Genomic DNA, 17035 nt, shown 5'->3' on the forward strand with positions numbered 1-17035 from the left:
AAGTTCTTGACAATAAAAGTTGTCGGCTGGAAGACTGGGGATATGCAGGACATTGCAGTCATTGAGGACCCGGCAGCCGCCGAAGCGTCCCTGGATCCCATCCGCACCCGCATCCTGCGGGAGCTGGCGCAGCCGGCCTCGGCCACGCAGCTGGCCGTACGCGTCGGACTGCCCCGGCAAAAAGTGAACTACCACCTCAAGGCCCTGGAACGGCATGGCCTGGTGGAGCTGGTGGAGGAGCGCCGCAAGGGCAACGTGACCGAGCGGGTCCTGCAGGCGGCGGCGGCCTCCTACCTGATCTCGCCGTCCGCCCTCGCTGCCGTTTCCCCGGACCCGGGCCGGTTCGCCGACCGCTTCTCGGCCTTCTGGCTGCTGGCGCTGGCGGGACGGATGGTGCAGGAAGTAGGCAAGCTCATCGCCGGCGCCGCCGCGGCCCGGCAGAAGCTGGCCACCTTCGCGATCGACGGCGACATCACCTTCCGAACCGCCGCGGACCGGGCCGCGTTCGCCGAGGAGCTCGGCGTCGAGGTAACCCGGCTGGTGGACAAATACCACGACGGCGGCGGTTCACCCCGCGGGCGGCGGCACCGGCTTGTGGTGGCGCTGCATCCGGCACCCAAAGAAACCAATGCCCCCACGGCAACCAACCAAACAGCAGGCAAGGAGCAGGACAAATGAACGACAAACGGGATTTCGAAATCGTCCAGGACACCGAACTGCCCGGCACCCCCGAGCGGGTGTGGGAAGCCGTCACCAACGGAACGCCGGCCTGGATGTTCCCCACGGACCAATGGCCGGCAGTCAAGACCGTCGAGGAGTACCCCCGCCATCTCGTGTCCAGGATGGACGGGCCCGACGGCTGGTTCAACCAGCTGGAGCACGTGCTGGAGCCGTTGGACGGCGGCCGCGCCCGGCTGCACTACGTCCACAGCGGCATTTTCGCGGACAACTGGGACCAGCAGTACGACGGCGCCAGCCGCCACACCGAGTTCTATCTTCACACGCTGGGCCAGTACCTGCAGCACTTCGACGGCCGACCCGTGGTGTTCACCGACATCCAGGCGCCGGCCGCATCCCAGGCCGCGGACGGCTTCACCCGGCTGCGTGATGCGCTGGGGGCAGGGTCCGCGGAACAGGGCGCCACGGTTGATGTGGAGCTCGACGGCGTAGGGCGGGTTACGGGCGAGGTGGACTTCTCGAATGAGCACTTCCTGGGCATCCGCACGCCGGGCGCCCTCTACCGGTTCTTCGGCCGCAACGCCTGGGGTGCCCCCGTGGGCATGACGGTGCACGATTTCAGTGGCTCCGGCGATTCCGGGACCACGGCCAAGGCGTGGGGCGGTTTCCTGGAGCGCGTCTACGCGTAGCCCTGCCGTCCCGGACCGCGCCAAGATCGCCGGAAAGCTGCGGGGTAGCCGTCTTTTTCCGGCGGCGACGCACCGTTCCGGCGATTCAGGCGAATCCAGCAGCGCCGCTCAGGCGATGGCGACGGCGGGAGCCTGGGTGAGTGAACGCCGCAGCTGGGGTGCGGCGTCCAGCCGATCCTGGGCCGCCCGGAGTGCCAGGACGGCCACCTCGAGCTTGTCCGGCGGAAGCGTGAAGGGCAGCCGCAGGTTACGTTCGAAGGCGCCGCCGATCCCGAACCGGGGTCCTGCTGCCAGCCTGATGCCGTAGTCCGGGGCCAGGACTGTCAGTGCCGTGCTGATGGGGGCCGGCAGTCGGCACCATACGGAGAGGCCACCGGCGGGTGGAGCCACCTGCCATGTGGGCAGGTGCTTCGCCAGGAGATCCAGGAGGGCCGACCGGTTGCGGCGAAGCGTCTGCAGCAGGGCCGGCAGCGGTTCTTCCAGTGCCCGCACCAGGTGGGCGGCCGCGAGCTGCTCCATGACGGGTCCGCCCAGGTCCAGGGTGGTCCGGGCCGCCGCAAAACGCTGGATCATGGACTCCGAAGCGCGGATCCAGCCGGTGCGCAGGCCGCCCCAGTGGGACTTGCTCAAGGATCCGACGGACACCACGGTGCTGCCGAAACCGGCCAGGGGCGTGGTGGCGGTCCCGTCGAGGTTGAGGTCGCGGAGCGTTTCGTCCGCCACCAGAACGGTTCCGGCCGCCGCCGCCGCGCGGGCCAGTTGCCGGCGCTGGGCATCAGGCATGATCAGGCCCGTGGGGTTGTGGAAGTCCGGGACCAGGTAGGCGAGTTTTGGCTTTTGCTGCGCCATGGCGGTTTCCATGGCCGGCAGGTCCCAGCCGGACCCGGCAAAGGCGACCGGGACGGGGCGGCATTTCGCGGAGCGGATGGCATCCAGCGCGTGGGGATAGCTGGGGTGTTCCACCAGCACCCGGTCCTGCCGGTCAGCCAGGGTGCGGATAATGATGGTCAGGGCGTGCTGGGCGCCCGAGGTCACCATGACCTGGCCTGGCTGGGTTGGCACCCCGGCAGCGGTGTAGCGGTCGGCGACCGCCTGCCGCAGCGGAAGCAGTCCCAGGGCGTCGTAGCCAAACCCGGGCAGCAGGGCGGGGAGCTCCGTCAGTGCTGCGGCGAAGGCCCGGTGCACCACCTCGCCGCTGGCGGGCAGCGCCGAATAGGCCAGGTCCACCAGCCCGTCCGGCGCGGTGAGTCCGGGCGCGGTGAGTCCGGGTGCCGCCAGCGCGCCGGTGGACGGAGGCTGCGGACCGAAGAGGGCCGAACCGAACGGGGTCAATTCCGGAATGCGCGTGCGCCCGCGGCTGCCCTGGCCGCTGCTGAGGAATCCCTGCTCGCGAAGGCTTGAGTACGCCGCCGTTACCGTTGTCCTGCTGACATCCAGTGCGGCGCACAGCGCGCGCTCGCTGGGCAGCGCTGTGTCCAGCGGGATCCTGCCGTCCAGGATGAGCAGCCGGACGACGTCGGCGAGTTCGCGGTATGCCGGCCCCGTTCCGGTGTTCCACGGGCCGAGGAGGCGCGACAGCGCGAGGGCGGTAAGGGCGGCAGCCATGTAGCCAGTATTTCAGACTGGATATGTAATTCAATGCCAGTTGGCTGTGATCATGGTTCCATGATGACCCGCAGACTTGTCCAGCTCTTCACCGGCCTCGCCATGTACGGCATCTCCCTGGCCATGTTTATCCGCGCCGGCCTGGGCCTGGACCCGTGGGACGTCTTCCACCAAGGCCTGGCCAACCGGACCGGGCTGAGCATCGGCGTGGTGGTGATCGCCGTGAGCTTCCTGGTGCTGCTGTTGTGGATTCCGCTGCGGCAGATGCCCGGCTTCGGAACGCTCTGCAACGCCATTCTGGTGGGTGTCTTCGCGGATATCGGGCTGGCACTGATCCCGACGGTGAGCCCCCTGCCAGGCCAGATCAGCCTCCTCGCGGGCGCCGTGCTGGTCAATGCCGTGGCCTCTGCGTGCTACATCGGCGCCGGGTTCGGGCCAGGTGCCCGCGATGGCCTCATGACGGGGCTGGCCCGGCGCACCGGATGGACGGTCAGGTTCTCCCGCACGCTGATTGAGGTGACGGTGCTGGCGGCCGGCTGGCTGCTGGGCGGATCGGTGGGTGTGGGCACTGTGGTTTATGCGTTGGCGATCGGTCCCCTGGTCCACCTGCTGCTGCCGCGCTTCGTGGTTGGCGCCGGCAAGGCCAGTGCCGCCAAGGAACCCACCACCGCGAACTGCTAGAAACCGGACAGCACCGTCAGGCAGGCGGGGGCTGGCACTTCGGACAGAAGTAGATGTCCCGCTCCTCTTCGCCGTTTGGCTTGCCCAGAAGCCCGCGCTGGATGGGGGTGCCGCACTTGAGGCACGGCCGCCGTTCCCCGCCGTAGACCCAGTAGCCCGGCCTGCCCGCCATCCTGCCCACCGGCATGCCCCGGCTATTGAGGATGGTGACGCGGCGCCCCGCACCCAGGTTGACCTCCAGGAGCTGCTTGGCGTCGGTCATCATGGTCCGCACGTCCGCGACGCCGGAAACCGGAGTGGCGGGATGCACTCCCGAAAGGAAGCACGCCTCGCAGCGGTAGATGTTTCCGATCCCGGCGAGGTTCCGCTGGTCCAGGAGCGCCACACCGATGGGAACCTCGGGGCGCGACCTGACGCGCCGTTCGGCCTCGTCCAGGTCCCAGTCCGGGCCCAGGAGGTCCGGACCGAGGAAGCCCACGATCGAATCCTCGTTGGCTGTGGCCACCACTTCCACGATGCCCAGTGAGAAGCCGACGGCGTCCGCCACGGCCGTGCGCAGGACGCACCGGGCGGTGTAACCCGGTTTCCGCCACCTCCCGCCGGGCGGGTAAACCTGCCAGGTGCCTTCCATTTTCAGGTGCGAGTGGATGGTCAGCCTCTTGTCCTCGGGGCTGACCACTCGCATCAGCAGGTGCTTGCCCCTGGGGACCACTTCCTCCACGGTCCAGCCTGAGAGGTCCAGGGTGGCGAACCGGGGGACGCGGAAGTCAGAGGAAATCAGTGTCTGTCCCGCCAGGGCTTCATGGAGCTGGTGTGCGGCCCGCCAGACCGAATCCCCCTCAGGCACGGATCCTCAGTCCTTTGGGCGTGGAGTAGGCTCCGGCGGCGCTGAGGGCAGCGGCAACAGGGGTGTCCAGGATGCCGTGGCCGTTCACCTTCTCCATGATCAGCTTGTCCACCGCTCCACGGGTCACTACTCCCACCAGCGCTGCCCCTGCGGCGGCGAGCACGGCGTCGTCGTCGCTGAAGGCCAGCAGCGTCTTTCCGCCGCGCTCCACGTAGAGCACCAGCGCGCCGTCCACCAACACCACCAGCGCTCCGGCTTTGCGGCCGGGACGGTGCCCGGTGCCGGCGTCGTCCTGTGGGGCGGGCCAGGGGAGTGCGGCGCCGTAGGGGTTGGCAGGATCTGTGGCGGCGAGGGCCAGGGCCACGGGTTCCGCCTTGGCCAGCGCGGTGTCCTCGGAGTAGGACCGGAGCCGGTCCACGGTGGCGGGCACGGCGAACTGGGCGGCGCCGAGGTGCTCGATGAAGTAGCCGCGGCGGCAGCGGCCGGCTTCCTCCAGACGGGCCAGTACCTTGTACATGAGTCCGAACCCGCCAAGGATCTGCTCGGCCATGACCGAGCCCCTGGTGACCACGCCGTAGCGGTCCAGCAGGAGCTCCGCCGTGGCGCGGGCATGGATGGTGGGATCGAGTTCAGGTTCGGGCAGCGCGGACCACCGGCCTGCGGCAGTGGGCGGGGTCGCGGAGCCCTGGGATCCGTAGCGGCCCCCGGACAGTCCGGGGGATCCCATCAGGCCGGTGCCATGGGAACGGCCCAGCCGGCTCAACCGTGGCGCCCTGGCCCGGGGTGCGCGGGCCACCTGCCGGTGGGCGGTGTGGCCACCGGCAATCAGTGCCCGGACAGGGGCGAACGTGTCCCCGGTGATCCTGCCGGCCCAAGCAAGGTCCCAGAGGGCAGCCACCACTTCCTGGTCGCTGAGGACGGCGTCCATGCCGCCGGCCACCTCGGTCAGCTGGCGGAAGAAGTACCCGCCGCCGTTGTTCCGCAGGTGGTCCAGGAGCCGTTGGCCGGCGTCCCCCGGTTCAAACTCGGGGGACGGGTTCAGCGTCAGTTCCACCGAGTCGGCCAGGTGGAGGCTGATCCAGCCGTCGTTCCCCGGGAGCGCGCCGGCCCCGGACCAGAGGACCTCGCCGGCAGCCATCAACTCGTCAAGCATGGCCGGCTGGTAGTTGGACACGCGGGTGGACAGCACCAGGGGTTCCCAGGCCGAGGCCGGGACGGGTACACCCGAGAGCTGGTCGATGGCCGTGATGATGCCATCCAGTCCGCGAAGGGAGGGCTGCCCCCGGCCGCTGCCAGGGGTCCTGACGTGCTGCCACGCCGGGAGGAAGCGTCCGTATGCGGCGGCGTCCACCGGCTCAACTTCTGCGCGCAGGGCGGCCAGGGAACGACGGCGGAGCTTGCGCAGCACCTCGGCGTCGCACCATTCGCTGGCGATGGTGTGGGGGGCATCAGCGGGAGCGTTTTCGGGCGCCGGTGCCGCTTCGCCAGTTTGCGGCGGCGCTTCAGCGTCGTCTCGAACCGGCGGGGTCACGTGCGGCCGGAACTCGCCTTCCACCACGCGGCCATCCGCCGCCAGGCGTTTCAGGGCGGTGCCCACCACGGCCACGCCCAGGCCCAGCCGGGCCGCAGCTTCCGCCGCGGTGAAGGGGCCGTGGGTGCGGGCATAGCGGGACACGAGGTCGCCCAGGGGATCGGCAACCGGCTCAATGAAGGCCAGCGGCACACCCATCGGCAGCGGCACACCGATGGCGTCGCGTAGCCGGGCTGCGTCCTCCACCGCAGCGAAGCGTTCCACGCCGCCGATGTTGACCTTGATGGCACGGTTGGCCCGCTGCAGCGCCAGGAGGTGGGCGGAGGCTTCCGCCGCAGTGGCGGACGGCGTTTCGGTGCGGGCAGCCTCCACGGGCTCAACCACCGGTTTGGCGGCCTCATCTACCGCGGTTTCGGCTGGCTCTACCACCGGGGTTTCGGCAGGTTCCAGCCGCAACGCGGCCTCTTCAGGGTCGAGGGGCCCCAGCAGCCGCAGCAGGTCCGCCATGCCTTCCATGCCGCGGGCACGGCGGTCCGGGGCCAGGCGCTGGAGCTCGCGTTCGGTGGCGTCGATGACCTTGGCGTCCAGGAGTTCGCGCAGTTCCACCCTGCCGAGCAGTTCGTTGAGCAGCGTGGAGTCCAGTGCCAGCGCGGCGGCGCGCCGCTCCGCGAGCGGGGAATCGCCCTCGTACAGGAACTGGGCCACATAGCCAAAGAGGAGGGACTTGGCGAACGGTGAGGGCTGCTGCGTGGTGGTCTCCAGGATCCGCAGTTCCCGCCGTTCCACGGACGCGGCGATGTCCTTCAGCGCCGGGAGGTCGTAGACGTCCTGCAGGCACTCGCGCACGGTCTCCAGCACGATGGGGAACGTTGGGTATTTCCTTGCCACATCCAGCAGCTGGGCGGACCGCTGGCGCTGCTGCCACAGGGGCTGCCGCTTTCCGGGGGTCTGGCGGGGGAGCAGGAGCGCCCGAGCAGCGCATTCCCGGAACCGGGAGGCGAAGAGGGCGCTGCCGCCCACCTCGGCCGTGACAATCTGCTCCAGTTCCTCTGGATCGAAGAGGAACAGCTCGGCGCCCGGCGGCTCGTCCTCCATCATGGGCACCCGCAGCACGATGCCGTCGTCGGCCGCCATGGCCGAGCCGTCCAGCCCGTAGCGCTGGTGCAGCCGCTGCCCCACCGCCAGGGCCCACGGTGCATGCACCGGCATGCCGAACGGGCTGTGCAGGATGACCCGCCAGTCGCCCAGTTCGTCGTGGAACCGCTCCACTACCAGCGTGGTGTCGCTGGGGACCACTTCGGTGGCCTGTTTCTGCTCCGTGAGGTACTGGATGAGGTTGTTGGCGGCGAAGTCGTCCAGGCCGCTGGCCTTGCAGCGCTCGGTGGCAGGGCCGGCGTCGGACGCGGACAGCTCGCGCACGAAAGCGCCCAGGGCGCGGCCCAGGTCCACCGGGCGGCCCAGCGAATCCCCTTTCCAGAACGGCAGTTTCCCGGGCTGCCCAAACGCAGGGGAGACCAGGACGCGGTCGTGTGTGATGTCCTCGATCTTCCAGCTTGTGGCGCCCAGGGCAAAGACGTCGCCCACCCGTGACTCGTACACCATTTCCTCGTCCAGCTCGCCCACGCGGCGGCCGCCCTTGGGGGCGCGGGCCGGTTTGCCGTCCTCCGCGGGGGAGGCCGAGCCTTCCTGTTCGGTGCCGATGATGTAGACGCCGAACAGGCCGCGGTCCGGGATGGTGCCGCCGGACGTCACAGCCAGGCGCTGGGCTCCCGGCCTGCCCTCAATGGTGCCGGCGTTGCGGTCCCAGATGATCCTTGGACGGAGCTCGGCGAATTCGTCGGAGGGATACCGCCCGGCCAGCAGGTCCAGGGTGGCCTCGAAGGCCGACCGGGGGAGGGATGCGAAAGGCGCCGAGCGGCGGACGGTGCTGAACCATTCCTCCACGTCAATGCTGCCCAGCGCTGTGGCGGCAACGGTCTGCTGGGCCAGGATGTCCAACGGGTTGGCAGGAATGCTGAGCCGCTCGATCTTGCCGTCCAGCATGCGCTCCACCGTGATGGCGGTGTGGACCAGGTCAGCGCGGTGCTTGGGGAAGAGGACGCCCTGGGAGATTTCGCCCACCTGGTGCCCGGCGCGGCCCACCCGCTGGAGGCCGCTGGCCACTGAGGGCGGCGACTCAACCTGTACCACGAGGTCCACGGCACCCATGTCGATGCCCAGTTCCAGGGATGATGTTGCCACCACGCAGCGAAGCCGGCCGGACTTGAGGTCGTCCTCGATGAGCGCCCGCTGGTCCTTCGAAACCGAACCGTGGTGGGCGCGGGCCAGTACCGGGTCCGCGCCGGCGGAGCTTCCCGCCTGGGCCATCATGTGTGCCGGTGTTGCCGTTGACGCGGGAACGCCCGACGCCGGTGCCTCCACCGTGCCGGGTGCGCCTTCCTGCCCTTCCGGACCGGGCCCGTCCCAGCCGCCACCCACGGCAACCAGCTGGCGCTCGGCGTAGATCTCGTTGAGCCGGGCTGTGAGGCGCTCCGCGAGGCGCCGGGAATTTGCGAAGACAATGGTGGACTGGTTGGCCAGCACCAGGTCCACGATCTTCTCCTCCACATGCGGCCAGATGGACGCCTGGGGCTGCAGCCCCGACGCCGGACCGGAATCGAACGCCCCGGCCGCGCCCTGCAGGTCCGACATGTCCTCCACCGGGACGGAAACCGTCAGGTCCCAGTTCTTCCTGGCCGGCGGAGCGACGATTTCCACCGGGGCCGAGCCGGCAAGGAATTGCGCCACGAGTTCGCGGGGTTCCACGGTGGCGGAAAGCCCGATGCGCTGTGCAGGTTTGGGCAGCAGCGCGTCCAGCCTCTCCAGGGACACGGCAAGGTGTGCTCCCCGCTTGGTGCCGGCAACGGCATGGACTTCGTCGATGATGATGGTGTCCACCTCGGCCAGGGTCTCCCGGGCCTTGGACGTGAGCATGAGGAACAGCGATTCGGGGGTGGTGATAAGGATGTCCGGCGGGTTGCTGAGGAGCCCGCGGCGCTCGGCTGCGGGAGTATCCCCGGACCGGACCCCCACGGTGATCAGCGGCGCGGGAAGCCCCAACCGCTTTGCGGTCTGCGTGATGCCGATCAGCGGGGACCGGAGGTTCCGTTCCACGTCCACACCCAGCGCCTTCAGCGGCGAGATGTAGAGGACGCGGGTTTTGCGCTTGGGCACCCGGGCGCGTTTGCCTTTCGCGGGGACCTCCGCAGCGGCAGGCTCAGGGGTGTGCGAGGCAGAAACCAGAAGCCGGTCCAACGCCCAGAGGAAGGCGGCGAGTGTCTTTCCGGAGCCGGTGGGAGCCACCACCAGGGCATGCGAGCCGGAGGAGATGGCGTTCCAGGCGCCGGCCTGTGGCGGCGTCGGCTCCGAAAAAGCGCCCAGGAACCAATCCCGGGTGGGCCGGCTGAACTGGCCCATGGGCGCAGCCGTACCGGAGGCGCCACCACCGGCAGGACGCTGTTCCTGGTTCATGCCTCCATCATGCCCCACGGCACCGACACCCAACTTCCCGTGGTCATGAGGTCGGCGCCGCGGTCCCTGGCCCCAGGGCAGAAGGGACGGCGGCGCGGCTTGCCAGCCGGGCCGCCGTCGGGTCCCTCCGGGTCCTGCCCAATCGGTCAGGCGGGCTGGAATGCTCCGATGCTCAGCAGGGCAATGTCCGCGTTGCTGCAGGCCGTGGTGGGCTCCGGGATGAACAGGGAGTCGGTGTCCTCCGGTGGATAGATCCTGTACCCGGCTGCGTCGACGGCCGCGCAGCCCTGGTAGTTGCGGGCCTGCGTGTACCGGAGGACTGCGGTGCCGGTCTGGCCGGGGGCCAGGAGGACGTCAACAACGCCAGCCGAATCATCACGCGTGGCCGGAGCGCCGATGGGGGCGCCCATGGCGTCCGCCACCAGGGAGACGCCGGGGAATCCGCGAAGGATGCACGGCTCGGAGCCCTTGTTGGTGAGGTTGAGCTTCATGTAGACGCTGCCGGCCGCGCCGCCGCCGGAGGCGTCGGTTGCCGCGGTGAGCCCGGCCGCCTTGCACGGGCCCGGCCCACCGGTAGCGGATGTGGCCGGGGCGGGTGAAGCAGGCGTCGACGTGGCCGGTGCCGGGGACGATGGAGGCGGCGTGGATGCCGATGCCGTGGCGGACTGGCTCGCCTGCCCGGTGGCGGGCGTCGACGTCTGGGACTGTGGCTGGCTTGGCCCACACGCGGTGAGCAGCAGCGCTGCGGCCGCGGCCGCCGTCGTCAAGGCAAACCCCTGGGAAATTTTCTGAGACCTCATGGCACCACCTTCGCGGTAGCCGTTGCCCGCGTCAACGATGCCACCTGCGCTGGGAGCAATTTGATGCCCGGATCGTGATGATCCGGGCACCAAATGCGTCCATGTTGCGTCGCGCGTGGCCGGCTGTATCCGTCGGGGCGTGCGGGCCCGCCCCGCCCGGTGACGGCGTGGAGGGGCAACGCTAGACTGCCTGCGTACGTGTTGGCGATCGAAGGAGAAGTTCATGGACTACACCGGAAGCCAGTCGGAGAAGGTTGTCCAGGCCGGCGAACTGGGCCGCAGCCATATTGGTCAGACCATCAGCTTCCAGCCCAACGAGTTCACGGTGGTCTTTGGGAAGCTCGCCGGCATCGCGCGGACTGAGGCCATGGTCTACCTGTCCCTTGCGGGAGTGGGGAACGGCACGCACCTGAAGGATGAATACGACCTGCCTGTGACACATGAGGTCTACGTGCCGGTGGATGTCATTTCCAACGCGGAATCGACCATCAAGGACCTGTTCGGAAAGGTCCAGGAGAACCTGCGGGGCGGCGGCCACAAGGGCGGCGAGGACCGGACTGACCGGCTTTAGCCGGATCCGAAAGCGGGAAGGCCGGCACGAATGTGCCGGCCTTCCCGCCTTACTGTCCGGGTACGTGCCTCGCCGGCTACGCCGCGTGAACGAACCTCAGGGCCGAGTTCCACTGGAACTGCGGCAACTGCTCATTGGCTGAGAGCAGGATGTTCAGGAAGCCGGTCTGTTCCAGCTGCCGTGCGCGGCGGAGCGGTCCCACCATGATGGGGGTCAGGCCGGCGGCGGAAGCGAAGGCGGCCACGGTGGCGACGGCGTCGTCATCGTCGCCGGCGACCAGGACGTCCAGCGGCTGGCCGGCCACCTTGCCCTCACCCAAAGCGGCGGCGAAGGTGGTGTTGAAGGCCTTGACCACTTTCGCTCCGGTGGCCTTCTGCAGTTCTTCCGCGGCGGAGCTTCCGGCGGGAACGGAGAGGCTTTCAAAGGTGGAGAAGTCCACGGGGTTGGTGATGTCGACGTAAACCTTGCCGTCGAGGCTGCGGCCGTAGCGGGCCACGATGTCCTTGGCGGCGTCGAAGTACACGGCCGGGATGACGATGGAACCGGTGATGGCGTCGCCCAGTACGCCGGTGCTGACCGGGCCGGTGAATTCCGCGGCCAGGGCATCGGCCTTGGCCTTGTCCCCGTGGGCCAGGATTTGGACACTGTTGCCTCCGGCGACGGCGCGGGCTGCAAGTCCGCGGGCCATGTTGCCGGTGCCGATGATGGTGATGTCAGACATGATGTTCTTCTTTCCAAAGAGGCGGGATAGGAAATTCACTGCGGTCCTTCGTCGAAATGCCCTTACTTGAAGCTTCAACTACTATCACCGCGAATCTATTCCCGCCTTGGAATCCGCATCCATAGGGGCCCTGGAGTCAATCGGATGGGATCCGGAGGACTCCTGCTGCTGCCCGCAGGTAAGCGGTGGGATCGGCGTCGGTTCCGGCGGCCCATTCCAGCCAGGCCTGGAAGGTGGCGGCGATGAAGGCGGCGCACACATACCCCGCTGTTCTTTGCGGCACCCCGGCTGCCGAGAGGTAGGCCAGGGCTTCCCGGCGTTGCGCCCCCAGCGCCTCGTGGCTGTGGCTGAGCAGTTCCGGGTGCTCTGCGATGAGGCGGAGGCGCGCCCGGGCCAGCCCTGGATCAGGCAGTGCCGCCGCCCCGGCAGCCACCGCATCGGCGAGGCCGCTGATCGGCGGCCCCGGCCAGGCTGGACTGCCGGCGCCGCTGGCCCCCTTGCCGGCATCCAGGGCGCGAAGAGATGCCTGTAGGGCCGGTTCCATGCCGCCCCACACCAGGTCCGCCTTGGTGGCGAAGTAGCGGTAGAGGCTCTTCCTCCCTATTCCCGCGGCCTGGGCGATATCGGCCATGGAGGTGTTGCCGTATCCATTCCGGGCAAACAGGTCCATGGCGATGCGCGCCACGGAGTCGGCGTCGATCGTCGGCGGCCTGCCCGCCGCGCGCGTGGTTTCCCCTTCCATTGCCGTGCCTCCATCCAGATTCCGTGCCATTGCACCCTTCCATAATGACACTGCGTGTCATAAAGTGTGGGCATTACGTTTCCACTCAGGAAGGAAGCTCATGGGCAACGACGCCTCATGGCAGGAATCCGTCACCCCCGGCCGGTTCGCCGGCAAGACCGTCATTGTCACCGGGGCAGGCTCGGGCATCGGGCAGGCCACGGCGCTGCGCGTGGCACGCGAAGGCGGACGGGTGGTGGCGGCCGACATCAGCAAGGAGCGTCTGGACGAGCTGGTGGCGCACAACGCCGACCTCGACCTGGTTCCGGTGGCGGGGGACATCTCGACGGAAGAAACTGTGGCTGCCGTGGTGGCAGCCGCCGGCGCCAAGGTTGACGCCCTGGCCAACGTCGCCGGCATCATGGACAACTTCGCCCCGATTCACGACGTGGATGACGAGACCTGGGACCGGGTCTTCCGCATCAACGTCACGGCGCTGATGAGGCTTACGCGGGCAGTATTGCCGCTGATGCTCGACGCCGGCACGGGCTCCGTGGTCAACGTGACCTCCGAAGCAGGGCTGCGGGGTTCGGCTGCCGGTGCCGCGTACACCGCGTCCAAGCATGCGGTGGTGGGCCTCACGAAGAATTCGGCCGTCATGTATGGGCCAAAAGGGCTGCGCTTCAACGCGGTGGCCCCTGGGGCCACCATCACGAACATCGTGGCCAACTGGGGATCGCAGCTGGCGGCCGAACGGCTGGGCCCGCTGATGCAGGCCAATATCCCCACACCCGCCACCGCCGCCCAGCTCGCAGCGTCCATTACCTTCCTGCTCAGCGAGGACGGCACCAACATCAATGGCGCCATCCTCGCGTCCGACGGCGGCTGGTCGGCGCTGTAACCGGCGGCGGCACAGCTGGCAGGCAGTTAAGGCAAGCGGTCGACGCCGGGAGGTCCCGTCGTCGCCCGCTTGCCTTAGCGCTGGCCTGCTGGGCAGTACAGCTAGATCCACTTGGGTGCCGGTGGCGCGGGGGTGATGGGTTCTCCGCCGCGCTGCGCGGTGGTGCCGTCGGCGCCGCGGCCGGTGGCCCACTGAGTGATGGCGGCCAGGGAGCCGGAGACCACGGTGGGGGCAGCAGCCGTGGTGTCACCGAACGACAGGTCGGTGCCGTCCACCTTGATAAGGAGCCCGCTGTCAGTGCCACGGGTGTGCCAGGCTCCGGTGATGTCCGTGAGGAGCCGTTCCAGGACGGGGGCGGGGATGTCGTTGAATGTGGCCCCGTTGTCCAGGTCCACGGCGTGTACCCAGACTTCGCGGGTGCGCATCCAGACGGTTTCCTCGGCGGGCACGGTCCTGCCCTGGACGGTCTTGACCTTGTGGTGCCAGTTGTCCGCCGGCAGGTCACGCCATTCCACGTTCAAATGCACTGCGGAGTGGTCGAACAGGTTCCGCAGCGCGATCGGGGATAGGGTGGCGCCGAAATCGATCTCATGGTTGCGGATCTCCACCGAGGGATACATCGGGGTCTCCACGCCGGTGGCTGCCCATTCGACCAGGCGGGCGACGGCCCGGGCGTTGTAGCCCACGTGGGCTACAACGTGCCGGCGCGACCAGCCCGGCAGCAGGGAGTCCCCGTCCAGTTCCGCGTCCGTGAGCTCGTTGAGCTTGCGGGCAAAGAACGCGGTGCCGCGCCGGGCCTGCAGGAGCCCGTCGAGCAGCACGGGATCGGTGGTCTGGTCGTGCCGGGCGACCATCAGGCTTCCTTGACCACGCGGTTGGTCAGCTGGCCCAGGCCCTCGATGGTGGTCACCAGGACCTGGCCTTCCTGCAGGTAGCGCTTGGGGTCCTGGGCGTGGCCCACGCCGCCGGGGGTGCCGGTGGCGATCACGTCGCCCGGGTTCAGGGTGATGATGGTGGAGATGTAGGAGACCAGGAACTCCGGGGTGAACACCAGGTCCGAGGTGGGGGTGGACTGCTGGACTTCCCCGTCCACGGCGGAGGTCATCAGCGGGCCGGCGGTGAACTCGTCCTTGGTGACCAGGGCGGGTCCGAACGGGGTGGATTTCTCCCAGGTCTTGCCCTGCAGCCACTGGATGGTGCGGAACTGGTAGTCGCGCATGGAGACGTCGTTGAGCACGGAGTACCCGGCGATGTGGTCTGCGGCTTCGGCTTCGGGGATGCGGCGGCCGGCCTTGCCGATGACGACGGCGAGCTCGGCTTCCCAGTCCACGGTGTCCGATTCCTGCGGCAGGGCCAGGTCGTCGTTGGGACCGATCAGGGATTCGGCGTACTTGGCGAACAGGGTGGGGTGCTCGGGAACTTCCCGGCCCATTTCCTTGATGTGGTTGCGGTAGTTGTGGCCCACGCAGATGATCTTGCCGGGGGAAGGCACGACGGCGGCGAGGTCGGCGCCGTCCAGGGCATGGGTTGCGCCGTTGGCCGCCTTCGCCGTGGTTTCCCAGTTGGGGTCCTTCAGCAGGGCCCCGACGTCGGCGAAGCCCGGGATCTCGGTGAGGGTGTCGCCGTCCTGGCGGACCGCCTTGGTGCCGTCAGCGGTGCGGAGGGTGAGGAGTCTCATTACTTGGTGCGTCCTTCGGTGTAGGTGCGGTTGAAGTTCAGGCGTTCGAAGATGGGGGCGTCGGAGAAGCGGAACAGGTCGAACTCGCCGCTGACCGAGGCTTCCAGCGACCACTGGGCCCAGGACGGGACCACGAACAGGTCGCCCTTGGCCAATTCCCTCCGTTCGCCGTCGAGCACGACGGTGCCGGTGCCGTCGAAGACCTGCCAGACGCTGGAGCCCACTTCGCGCAGGGGCTCGGTGGAGGCGCCGGCACGGAAGCGGTGGAATTCGGCGCGGATGGTGGGCATCACGTCGCCGCCGGTGGTGGGGTTGGTGTAGCGGACCGCGGCGTGGCCCTGGGAGACCGTGGCGGGGTGGCCCTCGTCCTCGAGCAGGAGCTGTTCGCGCAGCGCGGCGTCCGTGTGCTCCCAGCGGTACGCGGCGATGGGGGAGTTGGTGGTGTCATCGAGGCCAGAGAGCGGACGCAGGCCCGGGTGGGCCCACAGGCGTTCGGAGCGGGAGATGTCCGGGGTGGCTTCGTCGGTGACGCGCTCGGTGCCGAACTCGAAGAACCCGGCGTCCGTGTAGTGCACGAACGGGATGTCCAGGCCGTCGATCCAGGCCATCGGCTGGTCGGTGTCGTTGTGGTGGCCGTGGAAGTTCCAGCCCGGGGTGAGCAGGAAGTCGCCGCGGGACATCCGGACCGGATCACCGTTCACCACGGTCCACACGCCCTCGCCCTCGACGACGAAGCGGAAGGCGTTCTGCGAGTGGCGGTGCTCGGGTGCGGTTTCGCGGCCGCCCAGGTACTGGATGGCAGCCCACAGCGTGGGGGTAGCATACGGGGTGCCGGCCAGGCCCGGGTTGGCCAGTGCGATCGCCCGGCGCTCCCCGCCGCGGCCCACCGGCACCAGGTCCCCGGCGCGGGCGGCCAGCGGGTACAGGTCATCCCACCGCCACACGTGCGGTACCGCCTTGGGCGAGGGGACCATCGGCATCAGGTCCGCGATCTCCGTCCACAGCGGAATCAGGTTCTCCTTGTCGAAATCCTTGTACAGCTGCTCCAGCTGGGCAGCCTCCTCCGGCGTGGGCTCGGGAACGTGGTGTTCCTGCGCCACGGATTCGTGCGTTTGGTTTTCAGCGCTGATGGACACTGGCCTTCTCCTTGCGTGCGGACTGAGTGCGACGTGGATTCGACCCTAGGGAAGCGCGGCTGTGATCTCCAACATATTCTGTCTGCCAGAATTACTTCCGTCGCCTTACGGGAAAACCGTCACCCGCTTCCGGCCCCCTCCACCGGATTCGCCGCGATATCCAGCTCCAGCTGGCGGCGGGTTTCCATCATGACCCCCACCAGCCCGGCATCGAACAGCGGCCGGAACCTGGCCACCGGAGTCGCCACGCTCAACGCGCCCACCACCATGCCCCGGCCGTTGTGCAGGGCCATCCCAAAGGCGCTGATACCCTCCTCGGTGCCCTCGAAGTTGGCGGCGAATCCGTTGGTCCGCACGGACTCGAGCTCACGCAGGAATGCCGGGTACTCGGCGTCGGAAATGTAGTCTCCGGCCAATTCCGCGTTCGGCCCGCGGAACAGCTGCTCCACCACGGCGGGATCCAACTCGGCCAGGATCGCCTTCCCGCCGGACGCCCTGTGTGCAGGAAGGAGGGTCCCCTGCCGGTCACCCACGCGCAGGATGTTCGAGCTTTCCACGGTGTCCAGGAAGCGGACTTTGGTCCCCACCCGGATCATCAGGTTGACGGTCTCGTTGGTTCGCGCGCACAGCACTTCCATGTGGGGCCGGGAAATGTCCCGCAGTTGCCGGGTCCAGCTGAAGCCGGCAGGCCCGGCGCCCATGGCCGGGCCGGGCACATAACGGCGCGTCTCGTCCTGGACCGCAAACCCGCGGTACACCAGCATGGCCAGGAGGCGGTGCGCCGTGGAGGGGGCCACGCCCAGTTCCGCGGCCGCGTCCTTGAGCCGCAGGCTGCCCGCGTCCCGGAGGAGCTGCAGGAGCTGCAGGGCGTTGTCCACCGCCTCGATGGAGTAGGTGGGCTTCCGCCGGGCCGGAAGATTCTGCATAACAGAATCTTATGTGCGGCGCGGTATGACTGCCAGCACA

At 68.7% G+C, this 17035-nt stretch carries 15 protein-coding genes; 5 read left to right on the forward strand and 10 right to left on the reverse strand.

What is annotated here, in order from left to right; genetic code table 11:
• Positions 1-42 precede the first annotated feature (42 nt).
• Both ACFVTD_RS12755 and ACFVTD_RS12760 read left to right on the forward strand, forming a co-directional pair.
• Positions 43-678 carry an ArsR/SmtB family transcription factor gene (locus ACFVTD_RS12755; protein ID WP_387563256.1) on the forward strand — a complete coding sequence of 212 codons (636 nt, stop codon included), beginning with the start codon at positions 43-45 and terminating at the stop codon, positions 676-678.
• On the forward strand, positions 675-1367 hold the full coding sequence (locus ACFVTD_RS12760; protein WP_387563259.1) for an SRPBCC domain-containing protein: 693 nt from the start codon (positions 675-677) through the stop codon (positions 1365-1367). Before ACFVTD_RS12755 ends, ACFVTD_RS12760 begins: the two co-directional genes overlap by 4 nt.
• A 108-nt stretch (positions 1368-1475) precedes the next feature.
• Here ACFVTD_RS12760 and ACFVTD_RS12765 read toward each other — a convergent pair whose 3' ends face one another.
• The gene (locus ACFVTD_RS12765) at positions 1476-2972 is read right to left on the reverse strand and encodes a PLP-dependent aminotransferase family protein (protein WP_387563262.1); all 1497 of its coding nucleotides are present in this window, start codon (positions 2970-2972) and stop codon (positions 1476-1478) included.
• Positions 2973-3032: 60 nt separating this feature from the next.
• Here ACFVTD_RS12765 and ACFVTD_RS12770 point away from each other — a divergent pair, with 60 nt between their 5' ends.
• Positions 3033-3653 (forward strand): YitT family protein, encoded by a 621-nt coding sequence (locus ACFVTD_RS12770; RefSeq protein ID WP_387563265.1) that lies wholly within the window; start codon positions 3033-3035, stop codon positions 3651-3653.
• Between the two features lie 16 nt (positions 3654-3669).
• Here ACFVTD_RS12770 and ACFVTD_RS12775 read toward each other — a convergent pair whose 3' ends face one another.
• The 3 genes from ACFVTD_RS12775 to ACFVTD_RS12785 form a co-directional block, all read right to left on the reverse strand.
• Positions 3670-4500: an Fpg/Nei family DNA glycosylase gene (locus ACFVTD_RS12775; protein WP_387563268.1), complete on the reverse strand. Its 831-nt coding sequence runs from the start codon at positions 4498-4500 to the stop codon at positions 3670-3672.
• Positions 4493-9541 carry a DEAD/DEAH box helicase gene (locus tag ACFVTD_RS12780; RefSeq protein ID WP_387563271.1) on the reverse strand — a complete coding sequence of 1683 codons (5049 nt, stop codon included), beginning with the start codon at positions 9539-9541 and terminating at the stop codon, positions 4493-4495. Before ACFVTD_RS12780 ends, ACFVTD_RS12775 begins: the two co-directional genes overlap by 8 nt.
• Positions 9542-9687: 146 nt before the next feature.
• Positions 9688-10341: a DUF4232 domain-containing protein gene (locus ACFVTD_RS12785; protein ID WP_387563274.1), complete on the reverse strand. Its 654-nt coding sequence runs from the start codon at positions 10339-10341 to the stop codon at positions 9688-9690.
• 223 nt (positions 10342-10564) lie between these two features.
• On the opposite strand from ACFVTD_RS12785, the gene ACFVTD_RS12790 reads away from it, so the two are divergent.
• Positions 10565-10912, forward strand: coding sequence for a hypothetical protein (locus tag ACFVTD_RS12790; RefSeq protein WP_387563277.1), 348 nt, complete (start codon positions 10565-10567; stop codon positions 10910-10912).
• Between the two features lie 76 nt (positions 10913-10988).
• Here ACFVTD_RS12790 and ACFVTD_RS12795 read toward each other — a convergent pair whose 3' ends face one another.
• A complete protein-coding gene (locus ACFVTD_RS12795) occupies positions 10989-11633 on the reverse strand; it encodes an NADPH-dependent F420 reductase (protein WP_387563280.1) in 645 nt (214 codons plus the stop codon).
• 136 nt (positions 11634-11769) lie between these two features.
• Positions 11770-12405: a TetR family transcriptional regulator gene (locus ACFVTD_RS12800; protein ID WP_387563283.1), complete on the reverse strand. Its 636-nt coding sequence runs from the start codon at positions 12403-12405 to the stop codon at positions 11770-11772.
• Between the two features lie 70 nt (positions 12406-12475).
• On the opposite strand from ACFVTD_RS12800, the gene ACFVTD_RS12805 reads away from it, so the two are divergent.
• On the forward strand, positions 12476-13255 hold the full coding sequence (locus tag ACFVTD_RS12805) for an SDR family NAD(P)-dependent oxidoreductase (RefSeq protein ID WP_387563286.1): 780 nt from the start codon (positions 12476-12478) through the stop codon (positions 13253-13255).
• 101 nt (positions 13256-13356) lie between these two features.
• Here ACFVTD_RS12805 and ACFVTD_RS12810 read toward each other — a convergent pair whose 3' ends face one another.
• The 4 genes from ACFVTD_RS12810 to ACFVTD_RS12825 all read right to left on the reverse strand — a co-directional run bounded on the left by ACFVTD_RS12810 (position 13357) and on the right by ACFVTD_RS12825 (position 16995).
• Positions 13357-14109 carry a maleylpyruvate isomerase family mycothiol-dependent enzyme gene (locus tag ACFVTD_RS12810; protein WP_387563289.1) on the reverse strand — a complete coding sequence of 251 codons (753 nt, stop codon included), beginning with the start codon at positions 14107-14109 and terminating at the stop codon, positions 13357-13359.
• Entirely contained in the window at positions 14109-14933 is an 825-nt protein-coding gene (locus ACFVTD_RS12815; RefSeq protein WP_387563292.1) for a fumarylacetoacetate hydrolase family protein, read from the reverse strand. Before ACFVTD_RS12815 ends, ACFVTD_RS12810 begins: the two co-directional genes overlap by 1 nt.
• Positions 14933-16069, reverse strand: a complete 1137-nt coding sequence (locus tag ACFVTD_RS12820) for a cupin domain-containing protein (protein WP_387563295.1) — start codon at positions 16067-16069, stop codon at positions 14933-14935. The genes ACFVTD_RS12815 and ACFVTD_RS12820 overlap by 1 nt, the downstream gene beginning before the upstream one ends.
• Before the next feature lie 119 nt (positions 16070-16188).
• Positions 16189-16995, reverse strand: a complete 807-nt coding sequence (locus ACFVTD_RS12825) for an IclR family transcriptional regulator (protein ID WP_387563298.1) — start codon at positions 16993-16995, stop codon at positions 16189-16191.
• Positions 16996-17035: the final 40 nt, after the last annotated feature.

Source organism: Pseudarthrobacter sp. NPDC058119, assembly GCF_042884655.1.
Taxonomy (GTDB): Bacteria; Actinomycetota; Actinomycetes; order Actinomycetales; family Micrococcaceae; genus Arthrobacter.

Excerpts from the sequence above, each read along its gene's own strand:
- ACFVTD_RS12755 (WP_387563256.1), top strand. The coding sequence starts at position 43 with ATGCAGGACATTGCAGTCATTGAGGACCCGGCAGCCGCCGAAGCGTCC.
- ACFVTD_RS12760 (WP_387563259.1), top strand. The coding sequence starts at position 675 with ATGAACGACAAACGGGATTTCGAAATCGTCCAGGACACCGAACTGCCC.
- ACFVTD_RS12765 (WP_387563262.1), bottom strand. The coding sequence starts at position 2,972 with ATGGCTGCCGCCCTTACCGCCCTCGCGCTGTCGCGCCTCCTCGGCCCG.
- ACFVTD_RS12770 (WP_387563265.1), top strand. The coding sequence starts at position 3,033 with ATGATGACCCGCAGACTTGTCCAGCTCTTCACCGGCCTCGCCATGTAC.
- ACFVTD_RS12780 (WP_387563271.1), bottom strand. The coding sequence starts at position 9,541 with ATGAACCAGGAACAGCGTCCTGCCGGTGGTGGCGCCTCCGGTACGGCT.
- ACFVTD_RS12785 (WP_387563274.1), bottom strand. The coding sequence starts at position 10,341 with ATGAGGTCTCAGAAAATTTCCCAGGGGTTTGCCTTGACGACGGCGGCC.
- ACFVTD_RS12790 (WP_387563277.1), top strand. The coding sequence starts at position 10,565 with ATGGACTACACCGGAAGCCAGTCGGAGAAGGTTGTCCAGGCCGGCGAA.
- ACFVTD_RS12795 (WP_387563280.1), bottom strand. The coding sequence starts at position 11,633 with ATGTCTGACATCACCATCATCGGCACCGGCAACATGGCCCGCGGACTT.
- ACFVTD_RS12800 (WP_387563283.1), bottom strand. The coding sequence starts at position 12,405 with ATGGCACGGAATCTGGATGGAGGCACGGCAATGGAAGGGGAAACCACG.
- ACFVTD_RS12805 (WP_387563286.1), top strand. The coding sequence starts at position 12,476 with ATGGGCAACGACGCCTCATGGCAGGAATCCGTCACCCCCGGCCGGTTC.
- ACFVTD_RS12810 (WP_387563289.1), bottom strand. The coding sequence starts at position 14,109 with ATGGTCGCCCGGCACGACCAGACCACCGATCCCGTGCTGCTCGACGGG.
- ACFVTD_RS12815 (WP_387563292.1), bottom strand. The coding sequence starts at position 14,933 with ATGAGACTCCTCACCCTCCGCACCGCTGACGGCACCAAGGCGGTCCGC.
- ACFVTD_RS12825 (WP_387563298.1), bottom strand. The coding sequence starts at position 16,995 with ATGCAGAATCTTCCGGCCCGGCGGAAGCCCACCTACTCCATCGAGGCG.